At 58.2% G+C, this 16,638-nt stretch carries 7 protein-coding genes; 5 read left to right on the top strand and 2 right to left on the bottom strand.

Translation table 11 applies throughout. The features are described from left to right. The first annotated feature begins 5 nt into the window (after positions 1–5). Genes AC58P5_RS01490 through AC58P5_RS01470 form a run of 5 tightly spaced genes read left to right on the top strand, consistent with a single transcriptional unit; the run spans position 6 to position 14,755 of the window. The gene (locus AC58P5_RS01490; RefSeq protein ID WP_497384147.1) at positions 6–10,310 is read left to right on the top strand and encodes an amino acid adenylation domain-containing protein; all 10,305 of its coding nucleotides are present in this window, start codon (positions 6–8) and stop codon (positions 10,308–10,310) included. Between the two features lie 33 nt (positions 10,311–10,343). Beyond that, positions 10,344–11,315, top strand: a complete 972-nt coding sequence (locus AC58P5_RS01485; protein ID WP_497384145.1) for a cysteine peptidase family C39 domain-containing protein — start codon at positions 10,344–10,346, stop codon at positions 11,313–11,315. A 39-nt stretch (positions 11,316–11,354) separates the two neighbouring features. Next, entirely contained in the window at positions 11,355–12,071 is a 717-nt protein-coding gene (locus tag AC58P5_RS01480; protein ID WP_497384144.1) for a thioesterase II family protein, read from the top strand. Between the two features lie 21 nt (positions 12,072–12,092). Then, the gene (gene fabD / locus AC58P5_RS01475) at positions 12,093–13,373 is read left to right on the top strand and encodes an ACP S-malonyltransferase (RefSeq protein ID WP_497384143.1); all 1,281 of its coding nucleotides are present in this window, start codon (positions 12,093–12,095) and stop codon (positions 13,371–13,373) included. Positions 13,374–13,387: 14 nt separating this feature from the next. Further along, positions 13,388–14,755 (top strand): M20/M25/M40 family metallo-hydrolase, encoded by a 1,368-nt coding sequence (locus AC58P5_RS01470; RefSeq protein ID WP_497384141.1) that lies wholly within the window; start codon positions 13,388–13,390, stop codon positions 14,753–14,755. A gap of 748 nt (positions 14,756–15,503) precedes the next feature. On the opposite strand, the gene AC58P5_RS01465 is transcribed toward AC58P5_RS01470, so the two are convergent. Both AC58P5_RS01465 and AC58P5_RS01460 read right to left on the bottom strand, forming a co-directional pair. Beyond that, the gene (locus tag AC58P5_RS01465) at positions 15,504–15,884 is read right to left on the bottom strand and encodes a YxeA family protein (protein WP_497384140.1); all 381 of its coding nucleotides are present in this window, start codon (positions 15,882–15,884) and stop codon (positions 15,504–15,506) included. Between the two features lie 22 nt (positions 15,885–15,906). Next, positions 15,907–16,638, bottom strand: coding sequence for an ABC transporter permease (locus AC58P5_RS01460; RefSeq protein WP_497384139.1), 732 nt, complete (start codon positions 16,636–16,638; stop codon positions 15,907–15,909).

Raw genomic sequence — 16,638 nt, 5'->3', positions numbered from 1 at the left:
GCGCCATGTTTCAACTGGATTTGCTGAATACCAAAAAAGACACATCCGGGCGGAAGGGGCGGAGCGGGGGCTCCGTCTCCAATGTTTCCCTCAAGGATATTGCGATTGTCGGAATATCCGCCAAGCTGCCGCGCGCGGAATCGTACGAAGCCTTCTGGGAGCTTCTGCGGAGCGGCCAGGACCTGGTAGGCGGGTTTCCGGATTCCCGCAAGGAGGAATTGAAGCCGTATTTGCGCCGCATGGAGGCGCAGTACGGCTCCGTTTCCTTTTTTGACGGGGCGTATATCGAAGATATTTCAGGTTTTGACTATTCTTTTTTCCGGCTCTCGCCCAAGGAAGCCTCTTTGATGAGTCCTGCGCAGCGCCTGTTCCTGCAAACGGCCTGGGGCGCGCTTGAGAATGCGGGGTACGGCGGAGATGCGCTGCATGGTTCGCGCACAGGCGTTTTTATCGGCCATAACGGGGACGCGCTGCATGATTACAAGCGAATCATCGAAGCGCTGGACCCGGACGCCTTGTCCATGGCGGCGCCCGGCAATCTGAGCTCCATGATACCGAGCCGGATTTCGTATTTGCTTAATTTGCGCGGACCGGCGATTAGCGTGGACACCGCCTGCTCCTCCTCGCTGGTAGCGGTCCATCTGGCATGCCAATCGATCCGCAGCGGCGAATGCGAGGCGGCGATTGCCGGCAGCGTCAAAATTAACGTGCTGCCGTTGGATACCGGCATACGGCTTGGGATCGAGTCAAGCGACAACCGGGCCAGAACGTTCGACGACTCGGCGGACGGAACGGGCATCGGCGACGGCGTCATTGCGCTGCTGCTGAAGCCGCTGTCCCGCGCGCAGGAGGACGGCGACCCTATTTATGCCGTCATCAAAGGCAGCGCGATGAATCAGGACGGCAGCTCTGTCGGCATTACCGCCCCGAACGCCCTCGCGCAGGAGGACGTCATTGTGCGCGCCTGGCAGGATGCGGACATTGATCCCGAAACGGTGTCGTATATGGAGGCGCACGGCACGGGAACCTCGCTGGGCGACCCGATCGAAATCGACGGGCTGACGCGCGCCTTCCGGAGATATACCGATAAACGGCAATTTTGCGCCATCGGCTCGCTGAAAACAAATATCGGCCATCTCGACCATGCCGCCGGCATTGCAGGGCTGCTCAAGGCGATCCTGTCGCTTGTCCACAAGCAGCTTCCGCCAACGCTTCATTACCGCTCGCCGAACCGCAACATTCCGTTTGTGGATTCGCCCGTTTATGTCAATGACGAATTGACGCCATGGGAAACGGACGGCGAAGCAAGAAGATGTGGAGTAAGCGCGTTCGGCATGAGCGGGACCAATTGCCATGTTGTGCTGGAGGAGGCTCCCGCCAAGATGCCTTCGGGTCGTTCGGACAGAGCGGAGCTGTTCTGTTTGTCCGCGCACAGCATGACGGCGCTGGAGCGGCTCGTGCTGCTGATGCGGAACTGGGCTCAGCAGCATCGCGGCGATGAGAGCCGCAGCCTGGCCGACCTTTGCTACACCTTGGCCGTCGGCCGGGGAGCCCATCGGTATCGCCTGGCGATTGCGGTAAACGGCTGGGAAGAGCTTGCCCAAACCTTGCATGCCGCAGCCGAAAGCGGCCTTACCGGCCTTGCGCTGCCGAACGTCCGCTTCGGGACGGCCGATTCGGCTGCGGCCGGGAATATGCGGCAGCAACCCGTTCCAAACGAACGGGAAATGGAAGCGCTGGAGCTGGGCCAACGTTTCGTGGGCGGATACGAGATCGACTGGAAGGCGATCTATCGGGGACAACGCCGCCAACGGCTGCCGCTTCCGACATATCCGTTCGATTCTCACCACTGCTGGGTGGAGGAGGCGCGCGCCGGAGCGGCGCTTCATCTGCCATTTGCGGCCTGGAGTGGATATTCGGTCGGTGGAGATATTCCCGAGGAGCTTGGACAAGAGATGAACGAGACGTTTGCCAGATGGCAAGCCGCGCTGGAGCGGAGCGGCGGGATGACGGGTCAGCGCCGCCGCGGCGTTGCGTTAACCGGGGAGCGCTCCGGCCTGGAATGGGAGCAGCATGTCGCAGATGCCTGGGGAGAGCTGCTCGGTTATGACGAATTGCCTGCGGATGCCGGGTTTTATGAACTGGGCGGAGATTCCATTATTGCGCTCAAAATTGTAAACCGGCTCAGCGAGCTTGCGGGCGTCCGCATTCAGGCGGCGGATTTGCTGGGGCATGCGGACCTGCCTTCGTTCACGGCGCTGATCGAGCGGCGGCTCAGGGAGAGCGGCGCGGCGACAGCGCAAAGAACGAACGACCGGCATGATCGACAAGGGGAAGACGTTGGGAATGGCGGACACGAGGCGAACCGCGATTATGGCGGGCAAGCGGTAGCAGTCACCATTGACGACAAAATAGTGGACGGTACTCGTGACGGGCAAGCGGCGGCCGTAAGTGTTGGCGGATCAGGAGTAACCAACGTGCAGGATGGGCCGTTGACCGGCCAGATGTCCGAGTCTTTGTCCGGCGATACGATGGAGCCGATTCCAAAGGCGGCACCGCAAGAGCATTATCCGGTTTCATCGCCGCAGAAACGCATGTATTTGCAGCAGCAGGCGATGCCGGATGATCGCAGCTACAATTTGCCCGAATTGCTGCACTTGGACGGGGCTATTGATGCAGATCGGCTGGAGGCCGTCCTGCAAGCCATCGTGGAGCGTCACGAGACGCTTCGCACCACCTTCCACGTCATCGACGGGGAGATCAGGCAGCGCATTCACGCCGCCATTCCTTTCCGCCTGATTCGCATGGAGGCCGATGAAGCGGAAGCGGACGGCGTGCTGCAAAGCTTGTTCCGGCCGTTCATGCTCGATACGGCTCCGCTGCTCCGCGCAGCCTTGCTGACGCTGGGGCCGGAGCGCCATGTGCTGTTTCTTGATATGCATCATATTGCATCCGACGGCATGTCGGCGGGCATTCTTTTGTCCGACCTGATGACTTTATATCAGGGCGGTTCGTTGCCGCCGCTGCCGCTGCAATACAAAGATTATGCGGTATGGCAGGAGAGCAGGCCGCTCTCCGGGAACGACGAACGGTATTGGCGCGAGCAATGCCGGGGAGACTGGCCGACGCTTGCGCTTCCGACCGATGCCCCGCGGCCGCCCGTCAAAGGAAATCGCGGCGAAACGTTCGACGTGTACGTCGAGGCCGGTTTGACGGCGGGTGTGCGCAGCCTCGCGGCCGAATCGGGCGCGACTCCGTTTATGGTGCTGTTATCGGCGTATTACACTTTCCTCGCCCACTATACAGGGGCCGAGGACATTGCAGTCGGCACGCCGATTGCGGGACGGAACAGGCGCGAGCTGGAAGCGATCGCGGGCATGTTCACCGGCACGCTGGCGCTGCGCGCTTATCCGCGCGCGGACAAGGCGTTCAGAGCCTTTTTGTCCGAAGTGAAAGAGATGGCGACCGGGGCTTACGCCCACGCCGATTATCCATTCGAGGAAATCACGCAATGGATGGACAGAAGGGACGCCAGCCGGAGTCCGCTGTTTGACACGATGTTCATCATGCAAAACCTAGGTATTCCAAACGCTTCGTCAGAGGGATTGTCGTATCGCCACCAGCGCTTTGAGCATGGCATGGCCAAATACGATTTGATGATTCAGGCTGTGGAGGATGGTGCGGAATGGCGGCTTGTCGTGGAATATAATGCCGATTTGTTTCGCCGCGCGACAGCCGAGCGGTTCATGCGGCATTATGTGCAGCTGCTGCGAAGCGTGACGCTCCGTCCCGACGCCGCGCTCGGCGAAGCGGAGATGCTGACGGAGGAGGAGCGCCTGCACATGCTGGCGCTGGGGAGACGCGAAGCGGACTTTCCGCCGCCGCGCTGTCTGCATGATTGCTTCAAGGAACAGGCGGAAGCCGTTCCGGGCCTCCCGGCCGTATCTTGCGGCGGTGTATCCATGACCTATCGGGAGCTGGATCGCCGCACCGATGCGCTGGCGCGAACCTTGCGCGCCAAAGGTGTGGGACGCGGCAGCATCGTCGGCATCATGGCGGAGCGCTCCATCCCCATGCTGACCGCTATGCTCGCCGTTATGAAAGCCGGAGGCGCTTATATGCCTGTAGATCCGAATTATCCCGAGGAGCGCATTCGCTATATGCTCGAGGACAGCGGCGCGAAGCTGGTATTTGCGGACGGCGCGCGTTCTGGGGCCGTGGGCGTCGTGCCGGCCTCCTTGCAGGTGCTGGACATTGCGGATGAGGCGCTGTTCTCCGTAGAAGACGATGCCGCCGCCGCATGGCTGCAGGACGCCGCCGATCCGATGTATGTTATCTATACCTCGGGTTCAACGGGTCAGCCGAAGGGCGTCATTGTGCCGCACCGCAGCTTTTACAATTTCGGCCATTCGCTCAGGACGTTTTTCGACGGGCAATACGGCGAGAAGGACAGATGCCTAAGCCTGACCAATATTTCGTTTGACGTCAGCGTAGCGGAGCTGTTTATGCCGCTTATGTTCGGGGCCTGTACGGTACTTTACCCGGAACCGAAATTGCTTGATCCGCGGCGAATTGCCGAGGTGATTGCGGAAGAGCGGATAACGTTCGCTTATTTGCCGCCGTCTTTGCTGAAAGAGGTTGCGCGGCTGCTGGAGCAATCGGCTTCCGCGATTACGCTGAACAAAATGCTCGTCGGGGTAGAGCCGATTAAAGACGAAACGCTGGAGCTGTATACGAAGCTTAATCCCGAGATTCGGATTATTAACGGCTACGGCCCGACGGAGGCGACGGTTTGCTCCACTATGTACGCATACGAGCCGGGCTCTTATCGCGGCGGCTATGTGCCGATTGGCCGGCCTATGCACAATGTCGAAATTTATATCTTCGGCTATGGCGGTCAGCTTGCCTCTATCGGTGCAGCCGGGGAGCTGTATATTGCCGGCAGCGGCCTTGCCGACGGTTATGTGAACAAGCCGGAGATGACAGCCGAGCGCTTTTTGCCCCATTCGTACCGCGAGGGCCGCTTCATGTATCGCACCGGCGATATCGCAAAGTGGCTGCCGGACGGCAACGCGATGTATGTGGACCGGGCCGACCAGCAGGTAAAAATCAGAGGCGTGCGGATTGAAATGAACGAGGTTCGCTCGCAATTGATTTCCCTTCCCGAGGTGGAGGATGCGGTTGTGGTCGTCCACGAGCAGGCAAGCGGCGACAAGGAGCTGTGCGCGTATGTGGTCGCTTCGGACAAGCTCCCTTCGTGGGAATGGCGAAAAAAGCTGAAAGACAAGCTGCCGGAGGCGATGATTCCGGCCTATATCGCGGCGATTGACGCGATACCGCTGACGCCGAACGGGAAAGTGGACCGGCGCGCCTTGCCGGAGCTGGAAGTCGGGCTTCGGGAGCGGGAAAAGCCGGAGCTGCCGCGAGACGGGATGGAAGAGCGCGTCGCCGCCATTTGGGAGGAAGTGCTGGGCGATACGGCCGGGCCAATCGGCATTCACGAGGACTTTTTCGAGCTTGGCGGCCACTCCTTGAAGGCTGCCGTGCTGGCGGGCAAGCTGCAGCAGGCGACGGGCGCCCTGGTTCCGCTCAGCCTGATATTCGAGCTTACCTCCATTGCGGAAATGGCCGCCTGGCTGAAGGAGCGGGACGGCGCCGCTGCGGCGGCCGAGCCGATCCCGAAGGCGGAGCGCCGCGAGTGGTATCCGATGTCGCGCGCCCAGCGCCGCCAATATATGATGCAGCTGCTGGCCGGAGACGCCACCATGTATCATGTGCCGTTCGCGCTCCGCTTGCAGGGGAGGCTGGATACGGCGCGGCTGGAAAACGCGTTTACGGCGCTGATCGGCCGCCACGAAAGCTTGCGAACGACCTTCCATATGACAAAGGACGAGTTCAGGCAAATGGTTCATTCGCCGTATGCGTTCAAGCTGGAGGCGCTGGACCCTGCAGCGTTGACCGGGGAAGAAGCGCTCCGGGGAGCGCCGCCGGACGGCGCCGAGGTGACGAGGCTGATGGAAGTCTTCCAGCGCCCGTTCCCTCTGGACAAGCTGCCGCTGCTGCGGGCGGGGCTGCTGCGGCTGAATGAGGAAGATCATCTGCTGCTGCTGGATGTTCATCACATTATTACGGACGGCGTATCCACCGGTTTGCTGGTGAATGAGCTGTCGCAGCTGTATGCCGGACAAGCGCTGCCGGAGCTGCGCGTGCAATACAGCGATTATGCGGTGTGGCAGGAAGCCGGATTTGCAAATGCCGCTTATGCGGAGCATGAACGGTACTGGATGGAAATCTTCGAAGGCAAGCTTTCTGTGCTGGAGCTGCCGACGGATCGGCCGCGGCCGTCTCTGCCGAGCTACAAGGGCCGCCGCCATTCGTTCAGGCTGGACGCGCGGACAACGGCGGAGGCGCGAAAGCTGGCGCGGGAAGCGAAGACGACGCTGTATACGGTGCTGCTGGGCGCTTTTGCCGCGATGCTGGCCAAATACAGCGGGCAGGCGGAAGTGATTGTGGGCACCCCCGCCGCCGGCAGGGAGCATGCCGATACGCATGGCATGATCGGCATGTTCGTCAACACGCTGGCGCTGCGGACAAGGCCGGAGAGAGACAAGACAGTACAAGCCTATATGGCGGAGCTCCATAACCATGTCGTAGAGGCGCTATCGCGCCAGACGTATCCTTTCGAGGAGCTGGTCGAAGGGCTGAAGGCCGATGCGGACAGAAGCCGCAATCCTTTGTTTGACGCCATGTTTGTCTTGCAAAATATGGACCGGGCGGTGATGGAAGCTGGCGGCCTCGTCTTTGGCGAAATGCCGTTCGAGGCGGGGACAAGCAAGTTCGACCTGACTCTGGAAGCGGTGGAGCGGGAAGCGGAAATCGAGCTTCAACTGGAATACGCAACGGATTTGTTTCATGAGGAAACCGCGCGCCGCATGGCGGAAAGCTATACCGTACTCGTGCGGGAGATGTGCAGATCGCAGGGTCGCACGGTCGGCGAGCTTGAGCTGATGAGTGAAAGCGAGCGACAGCAATTGCTGGCTCTGTTAGCCGGAGGAGGCATGCCGGTACGGGCGGCGAGTAGAGAGAGGAGCAATGATAGGATGGAATTTCGAGCTGAGAAAGGCATGACGGTCCGGCAAGGAGACGCGGCGGCGGCTTCCGCGCAAGCAACGGCGGAATGGACGGGGTTTGTACAGGAAGTGGAGCGCCAGGCGGCGCGTACGCCGGATGCGGCGGCGATTCAATTCGGCGCGGAGACGGTGACGTACGCCGAGCTGAATGAACGCGCGAATCGGCTTGCCCATTCCTTGCGGGCGAAGGGTGTGGGGCCCGAGCGCATTGTCGCGCTGATGGCGTCCCGCAGTCCGCTGCTGCTTGTCGCCATTTTGGGTGTTCTGAAAGCCGGAGGCGCATATGTCGCCATTGATCCCGCTTACCCGAAAGAGAGGATCGACTGGATGCTTGAGGATTGCGGCGAAGCGCTTCTGCTGACGGAAAAAGCATATGCCGGAGTCGTAACGAGAGCCGTTGCCGAGTGGTATCTGGACGATCCGGAACTGTATGCGGCGGACAGAGGCAATCCGGAGCTTGTCCATGGGCCGGACCATTTGGCGTATGTGCTGTATACGTCGGGCTCGACCGGGCGTCCCAAAGGAGTGATGATCGAGCATCGCGGGCTGGCGCATTTCGTCAGCGGCTTCCGAAACCGCATTCCGTTTGAGAAGGGCCAGAGCATCCTGGCGATGGCATCGGTCTCCTTTGATATTTTTGTCGTTGAAAATCTGCTTCCGCTCACGCTGGGTATGCGGATTGTACTCGCGAGCGAAGAGGAACGGGGCGACGCCGCCTTGCTGCAAGGCCTGATCGACGCGCACGATGTCGATGTGCTGCAAATTACGCCGTCGCGCTTCAAATGGTGGATGAATCAGCGAGGCGAAACGGACGGCTGGCAAAGGCTGCGTATATTGATGATCGGGGCGGAGCCGCTGACGGCCGATGTGCTTGGCAGGCTGCGCGCCGCTACCGGAGCCAGATTGTTTAATTTGTACGGTCCCACGGAGACGACGGTGTGGACCTCAATCCGGGAAGTGACCGAAGGCGAGGACATTTCGATCGGCACGCCGATCGAAGGTTCCCTCATGATGGTGCTTGACGAAGGACTGAAGCTGCAGCCTACAGGCGTGACGGGCGAAATTTGCATCGGCGGGCCGGGCGTCGGGCGTGGGTATCTCAGTCATCCCGAATGGGATGTCGCTTTTGTGCCGAATCCTTATGCACCGGGCGAACGCATGTATCGCACGGGCGACCTTGGGCGCAGGCTTGAAAATGGGGAGTTTGCCTATGCGGGACGCCGCGATTTCCAGGTGAAAATCAGGGGCCACCGGATTGAAATCGGTGAAATTGAGCAGTTGCTGATTCGCCATGAGCAGGTGAAGGAAACGGTCGTCACCGCGTTTCAGGAAGAGGATGAGGAATATGCGCTTTGCGCGTATGTCGTCATGCAGAACGCCGCGGCAGCGGATACGGAGCCGGACGACGACGCGCCATCCGGCCGGTTGACCGCGCAGTTGCGCGAATATCTCGGGGACAAGCTGCCTTCTTATATGGTCCCGGCCTTCATGGTCGTTCTGGATGCGATTCCGCTTACGCCAACGGGCAAAATCGACAGAAGGGCGCTGCCGAAGCCGGGACCGGCCGACGCGGGCAAACGCGAGCTCGTTCCGCTGTCGACCGATACTGAGCGCAAGCTGGCGGAGATTTGGAAGGAGCTGCTCGGTACGGATGCGATCAGCGCCAAGGACAGCTTTTTCGATCTGGGCGGTCATTCTCTAAAGGCGGCGGGTATGATCAGCCGCATTGCGGAACGCTTTAGCATTCAAATTCCGCTGCGCGATATTTTTATGAATCCTACGCTTGAAGCTTTAGCGGCCCATCTGGACACTAGCGGAACCGTGGCGGCCGCGCGAATTCCGAAGCAGCCGGAGCGCGAGCATTATCCGATGTCGAGGGCCCAGCGCCGCCAGTTTATGATGGGGCTGATCTCGGGCGAGGCAACGATGTACCATGTGCCGTTCGCCGTGCATATGCAAGGCAAGCTTGATGTGGAGCGGCTGGAGGAAGCTTTCTTTGCGATGATTCGCCGTCATGAATCGCTCAGAACGACGTTCCATCACAAAGAGGACGAGTTCCGCCAGCACGTGCATGGGGAGCCGGTATTTACGCTGGAGCAGGGCGCCAGGCTGAGAATGGCGGCGGGCAAGCTGCTCGCGGAAGGCGGAGACGAAGGATTGTTCGGGGGTATCAGCGCGCTGATGGCACGCTTTATCCGTCCGTTTGATCTCGGCAGTCTCCCGCTGTTCCGGGCCGGATTGATTCCGCTTGGCGAAGAGCGCCATTTGCTGCTGCTGGACTTTCATCATATTATTACCGACGGCGTCTCCGTCAGCGTCCTGCTGCAGGAACTGACCACTTTGTACGGCGGCGGCGAGCTCCCGGAGCTGGATATCCAGTACCGGGATTACACGGTATGGCAAGAAGAACATATCGGCAGCGAGGCCTATATGGGGCACGAACGCTACTGGCTGGAGGCGTTCGAAGGGGAGCTGCCGACGCTTGCGCTCAAGAAGGCCTCGCCAAGGCCGGAACTGCAAAACTTCGAGGGCAGTCTGATCAACTTCAAACTGGATGAGGAGCTGACGCTCAAGATCAAGGCGTTTGCGCGCGAGCGCGGCACGACGCTGTATACGGTGCTGCTCGGGGCGTATTCGATGCTGCTGAGCAAATGGAGCGGTGAGGAGGATATCATTATCGGCACGCCGGTAGCAGGCCGCAATCATGCGCAGCTTGACGGGCTGATCGGGATGTTCGTCAATACGGTCGCGATTCGCAGCTTCCCGGAATCGTACCGGACCGTTGGCGACTATTTGACCGAGCTGCATGAGGATGTACTCCGGGCGCTGGAGCACCAGAATTATCCGTTCGAGGATTTGGTGCAAAAGCTCGGAATCGAACAGGACCGCAGCCGCAATCCGCTGTTCGATACGATGTTTATTTTGCAAAATATCGATCGCGTCGCTTACCGTTCGGGCGGCATTGAATTCGATCCCAAGGAATTCGATCCTGGCGTCAGCAAATTCGATTTGACGCTTGAAGCGGCGGAGCGGGACGGCAGGATCGGCTTTACGCTGGAATATGCGACAAGTCTTTTCCGCGAAGAGAACGCCTGGGCGCTGGCGGATGATTATACGGCGATCATACACGCGCTGGTTGAAGACGGAGCAAAGAAAAAAATCAGTGCTGTGCTTGCTTGAACCAAAATTCTGAGTCTAAGGGGGCGGCGAACGATGAAGCTGTCGATGAAAAGGAAACCGTTTAACGAGTTTTGGATGAACTGCATGCTGAACCAGGCGTTTTCCATTGCGGTGTCCGAGGATCCCAGCTACAGGGACGCGGCGTATTTGAACATTTACCGGTATTATCCTTGGGAGGCAGCAACGGACAAAGACTTCCGCTATCCGACTATTGACACGCTGTATTATATGGACGACCCGGCCAGATTCCCGCTGTCGCAGGTGATCCGCTATATCGAGCCCGGTCATTTCCGCAGCAAGGAGACGGTGCTGGATGAAATCAGGGCGATGCTGGAGGGCGGACGCAACTTGAGCGTAAACGTCGATCTGTATGACTGGCTGCCGGGGAGCATGGCCTGGAAAAGGTTCCATTGGTATCATTACTCGCTGTTTAACGGATACGACAAGGAGCGCGGCGTCTTCTACGTCATTGACGATACGCTTGCGGGCTACGAGGAGCACGAGGTGCCGGATGAAAGGCTGCTCAAGGCGTACGGCAACTCGGAATACAACGTGAACCCGGGCTATTTGGGGCCTGCCTTCTACGTATACAATCTGCAGGAAAAGATTCAGCCCTACGAGTTGAAGCTGGCTGAAGTGGTGGAAAATGCGGAGCGGCTGGCGAGGGAGCTTGAAGAGTTCTCCATAGAGGGCATGTGGAATGTAGATTCCGACCCGGAGAAGAAGCAAGCTCATTTGACCTATGGCCTTGTCGGCGTCAACATCATTTGCAACCGGCATACCGCCAATATGTCGCTGCTCCGCTCCATGCGGGAGAAGAGGCTGATCGGCGAAGCGCTGCATGAGTCGCTGTCCGGTCAGCTTGGCGCAGTGAAGGACGGATGGGATCTGGTGAAGGACCGCTTTGTGACGGGGGACTTCGAACGCGGCAGAGAGCTGGCGCTCGCGGAAGATTTGTTCGCGAAGGAAAAAGCGTTCTGGACCACGCTTGTCGCCGGCGCGTAAGGCCGCTTGCGTCAACATGTTACCCGGGAGGCGGATGTTATGACAATATCTTTAATTTGTTTGCCATATGCAGGAGGCTCCGCACAAGTGTACAAGCGCTGGACGAACCGGCTGCATCCTGGCGTGCGTCTAGTGCCGGCCGAACTGGCGGGCAGAGGAAGCCGCATGGGCGAGCCGTTCTATGCGGACGCGGCGGAGGCCGTGCGGGATTTGCTTCCGCTGGTGCTAAAGACGGCGCTTGGCTCCGATTCGTATGCTTTATTCGGCCACAGCATGGGCAGCCTGCTTGGGTATGAGGTGCTGCATGCGCTGCGGGAGGAAGGATTCCCGCTGCCTGCGGCAGTCTTTCTCTCCGGCAGAGGGGCGCCGCATTGCGAGCAGGAAGAGGCTCGCCGGACCCATATGCTCCCGGATGACGAGTTTCTGGAGGAACTGAAACGGCTCGGCGGCATGCCGGGCGAGCTGTTCCGGCATCGGGAGCTGCTGGATATGTTTATGCCGATCCTCAGAGCCGACTTCAAGCTTGTCGGCGAATACGAGCATCGGATGCGGCCGCCGCTGCCCCTCCGGCTCACCATCTTGAGCGGCAAGGATGACGGCTGCGTCAAAGGCCCGCTCGGTGAATGGGAGCGTTATGCGACGGGAGGGTGCGAGCTGATGCTGTTTGAAGGCGGACATTTTTTCCTGCATGAGCGGGAACGCGATATTGTAGCGGTGATCAACAAAATGCTGACCGAGGCGCCTGCCCCGATCTGACCCTGAGGAGCGTGATGGAAGATGCTGAACAAACATGCGATATGGTTTCCCGGTCAGGGCTCGCAGCGCGTCGGAATGGGAAAAGCGCTGAGCGAGCGGCATTGGGTTGTCAGAGCGACGATGGAGGAAGCGAACGAAGCACTGGGCTTGCGCCTTGACAGCCTGATGTATGAAGGACCGATGACGGAGCTGACGCGGACAGACAACGCCCAGCCCGCCATTCTTGCGCTTGGCGTGGCGATGTACCGCGTCTACAGCCGGGAGTGGGGTTACCTACCTGCGATGGCTGCCGGCCACAGCCTGGGCGAGATTACCGCTTTAACCTGCGCGGGGGCCATAACGTTCCCGGATGCGCTCCGGCTCGTACGCCGCCGCGGCGAGTTGATGCAAGTGGCCGTCGCTGCGGGGATCGGCGCGATGGCCGCCGTGAACGGGCCGAGTCCCGATGTTGTCGCCAAAGTATGCTTGGAAACCAGCGCAGGCTGCGCGGACGGAAGCCGTATTGTTGTGGTATCGAATATGAATTCAGAGCGGCAAACGGTGATTTCGGGCCACAAAGAGGCCGTCCATGAAGCGTCCGAAAGACTGGCCGCCCATGGGGCCGCAGTCATTCCGCTGCAGGTAAGCGCGCCATTCCATAGCCCGTTGATGGCGCCGGCGGCGGCGCAATTTGCCGAAGTGTTGAGCCGCGTCTCGTTTGGAGAAATGGGTTTTCCCGTAGTATCCTCCTTGACGGGTCTGCCTTACGGGAATACGGCGGAGATCGCGGGTATGCTGGCAAGGGGATTGACGGACCCCGTCAATTGGCCGGCGGTCCTTGCTTTTCAGAAGAGCACTGGCGTTGCCGCTGCCGTGGAACTGGGTCCGGGCAATGTATTGAAACGACTGGCTCAATCGGAAGAACTGCGCGTATTCGCTTTTGACGACAAGGAGGATGAGTCGTATCTGGTTGCCGCAAGCCGGCAAACGGACGCTTATTCGATTGAACTGCTGAATCGATGTCTGGCTATCGCCACTTGCGTCCGCAACCGCAACTGGAACGCGGCCGAATATGAACAAGGCGTCACTTCGCCTTACCGCGGCGTGCAGCAGTTGGTCGAGCGGCTGCGGGAGACGGGAGAGCAAGTGGCGGAGGCGCATGTTCGGCAAGCGCTGACGATGCTGGAATCGGTGTTTCGCACCAAAGGCACTTCCGCCGAAGAGCAGAAGCGGCGGCTTGCAAGACTGCAGGGTGAGTTCGACCTGCGCGGCTTGCCAGGCGTTTCTCCTGCCGAGCGGCCATACGCGGACAGTCTATTATAAGAAGGAGCGGGATCATGGGTATACGACTGGCCAATGACGAGTTGGAACAGGATGGAGTCGAGCGCCCCGCGGAGCTGCCGTCTCCCGTGGAGATTTTGCAGGCACTGATCCGCTTCAATACAACAAATCCGCCGGGCGAGGAAGCCGCATGCATCATGTATATCCGGCAACTGCTTGAGGATGCGGGCATTGAGACGCGGACCTGTGCGCTTGATCCGGCCCGTCCCAATCTGCTGGCCAGAATGAAGGGCAGCGGGGACGTACCGCCGCTGCTGCTGTACGGGCATGTCGACGTCGTTGGCGTCGACATGCAAACCTGGAGCCGCGACCCGTTCGGGGGCGACATTGAGGGCGGCTTCGTCTGGGGGCGGGGCGCTCTTGATATGAAAGGCGGCGTGGCGATGCTCGTATCGGCTTTCCTCCGCGCGCATGTCCGCAAGCTGCCGCTGCGCGGCGATCTCATTCTGGCGATTGTCAGCGACGAGGAAGCAGGGGGCGAATACGGGGCTTCCTTCCTGGTAGAGCGGCATGCCGATTATTTTGCGGGCGTAAAGTATGCGCTCGGCGAATTCGGCGGCTTCGCGTTTCATGCGCTGGGGAAAACCTTTTATCCGATTATGGTGGCGGAGAAGCAGCTATGTTGGCTCAAAGCGACGATTCGGGGAGACGGAGGCCACGGCTCCATGGGCAAGCCGGGAGCCGACTGTATGGCGCAATTGGGGGACATGCTTCAATCGCTTAACAGGAATAAACTTCCGATCCGTGCGGTACCGGCGGCCCGGTTGATGATTGAAAGCATGGCCGCCGCGCTGCCGCTGCTGCCGGCGCTGCTGCTGAGAGGGCTGCTGCGTCCCCGGCTGGGCGGCCTCATTCTGAAGCTGCTGGGGGAAAAGGGCGGGACGTTCGCCCCGCTTCTGCGTAATACGGTCAGCGCGACCGTCGTTCGCGGCGGCGAGAAAATCAACGTTCATCCAAGCGAAATTACGATCGAGCTGGATGGCCGAACGCTGCCGGGCGTCACTCCGCAGCAATTTATGGACGAGCTGCGCCGATTCGCGATTAACAATTCGATCGGGCTGGAAGTGCTGCGCCATGACCCATGCGCCGCAGCTCCCGACATGGGGATGTTCGGTTTGCTGTCCGATGTGCTGAAAGAAGCGGATAAGGAGGCCGTACCGGTGCCGATGCTGCTGCCCGGAGGAACGGACGGAAGATTGTTTGCGAGGCTCGGCATCCAAACCTACGGTTTCCTGCCAATGCCGCTGCCCAAGGACATGCAGTTTACCAAACTGATTCATGCGGCGGATGAACGCATTCCCGTAGAAGCGGTCGGGTTCGGCACGGATGCGATTTACCGGGTGCTGGAGCGGTACGGAGCTTAGCCGCTGTCATCGGATCGTTAGAGCAGCTTGCCATACACATACCGTTACCGTTGACCGATGCGGGGAATATGCAATTTTTGCATAGAAGAAAAGCAAGTTCAGGGCGACTCTCGCCAGGTCCTGACCCCATAATGTGAGACAAACAAAAGCACCTTCAAGAGAAAGCTTCCATGTCGTAAGATGTGGAGGACAATTTTGGAGGTGTTTTTGTATGAGAATAAGACTGAGCTATCCGTTGGAAGTGAAGATGCAAGCGTCGGAGGACAAGAACATACAACGTTAAGGAGCCGCATGGTTGCGGCTTCTTTGCTTTAACGATACATGTTCTTGTCCCAAGCTGAAAACAAGAACATGTATCGTTTTAAGCGCAACTGAGAATAAATCTTGTTAAAGGTCTGTTCAAGAATTGGCACCAAGAAGGCTGTAGTTGGGCCAGTATTCGGATTAAATAAGAAGCCGAAGCTGCGGGAAAGAAAGGGGCTTTTCGTTGAAGTTGACTCAAATCCTGTCGTAATCCACAAGAATGAAAAATGATGAAACAAGTCGAGCAGCCTGCCCAACCGAAACAGGTCAAGATCGGGCAAGTTTCTATCAAATAATTGGATGGATAAAGAAAGTTGAATATGTTAGAGAGGATATATAGTTCTCACACACCGCAGACAACAGTTACAGGAAGTAGGTAACCGACTACCTGTAACAACTATTCTCAGGATGAACCACTTTCTCGACAAGCTCGCAGAAGTCGGATCTACGGTCCGATTTCTTCCTTCATATTCGTATTATTTTGAAACTGCCGCTGAACCGCCTTAGGCAGCTCCTCGAAGGGAACCTCTTCCCAGTGCGTGACACCCCGAATCAGCGTGTTATATAGCTGAACATAAGCTCCTTCTCTCAATTGCTTTCCGGCCGAAAAACCAAGCTTCTTTTCCTTTCCTTTCTCATTATATGAAGTCAGCTCATAGTTGTAACGTCCGTTCTCATCTTGAATACCGAGGCCGGTTATCATCGTATAATAGAAGGTTTTTCCCGCGGAATTTTCAGGCGTCAACTTCTCCGAGCTGAAGAAGAACATCCACAAGCATGTCCCAATCACGATGATGAGCCCCAGCACTAGCAATATTTTTTTCATTATAAATTCCTCCTAAGCGCAATCAGGATGAGACAATGTCTCTGTTCTTCAACCGTCGAATAGACATCGACGCAAAAATAATAATGAAAGCCATATTGATCACCCAAAACAGAATGTTCTGCATGACAGTCAACTTATCCTGACTCATCACACTCATGCCAATGTTGAGCAATGAGAACGGGAAAAATGTTCCCAACTTGGCAATATACATGCCCAGACCGATAAAGACCGCGCACAGACTTATGCCGATAGGCGTAGCGAAGCTGCGGATCCGCAGCGAAAGTCCCAATTGCAGAGCGCTAATGGACATAGAAGCATACCATCCGCGTATCGTCCAATCTATAGTCTCTACAGGGAAAGGCCCGGATACGGAGAATAAGGTACCTGCAAGCCAGTAGAGTCCCACGAACAGCGCTTGTGCGAACAAGATCAAAACGCTTACGACAATCAATTTGGCAAGAAATACACTGGCAACCGATACAGGAGAGGTCATAATCATATTCCAATTTCGGTTTAAATGCTCCAATCTACAGATATAGGAACAACAGATGGCAATCAGAATAGGCAGGAAAAACACGCCATAAAACAGACTGACCTGGGTCCACAAGCTGTACCAGCCATTTTGCAGGGCGCCCTGGTTAAAATAATAATTCGTACACCCAATCAATAGACTTATGATTGGAAGCACAGCGATTACAAGACCGATCCGGGAATGGCGCAGTTTGAGCCATTCAGCAGAAATACTTCGTTTCAT

Source organism: Paenibacillus sp. JT31N7 (genome assembly GCF_059692095.1).
The sequence above is the reverse complement of the archived record's forward strand: the minus strand, read 5'-3'. Positions and strand labels throughout refer to the sequence as shown.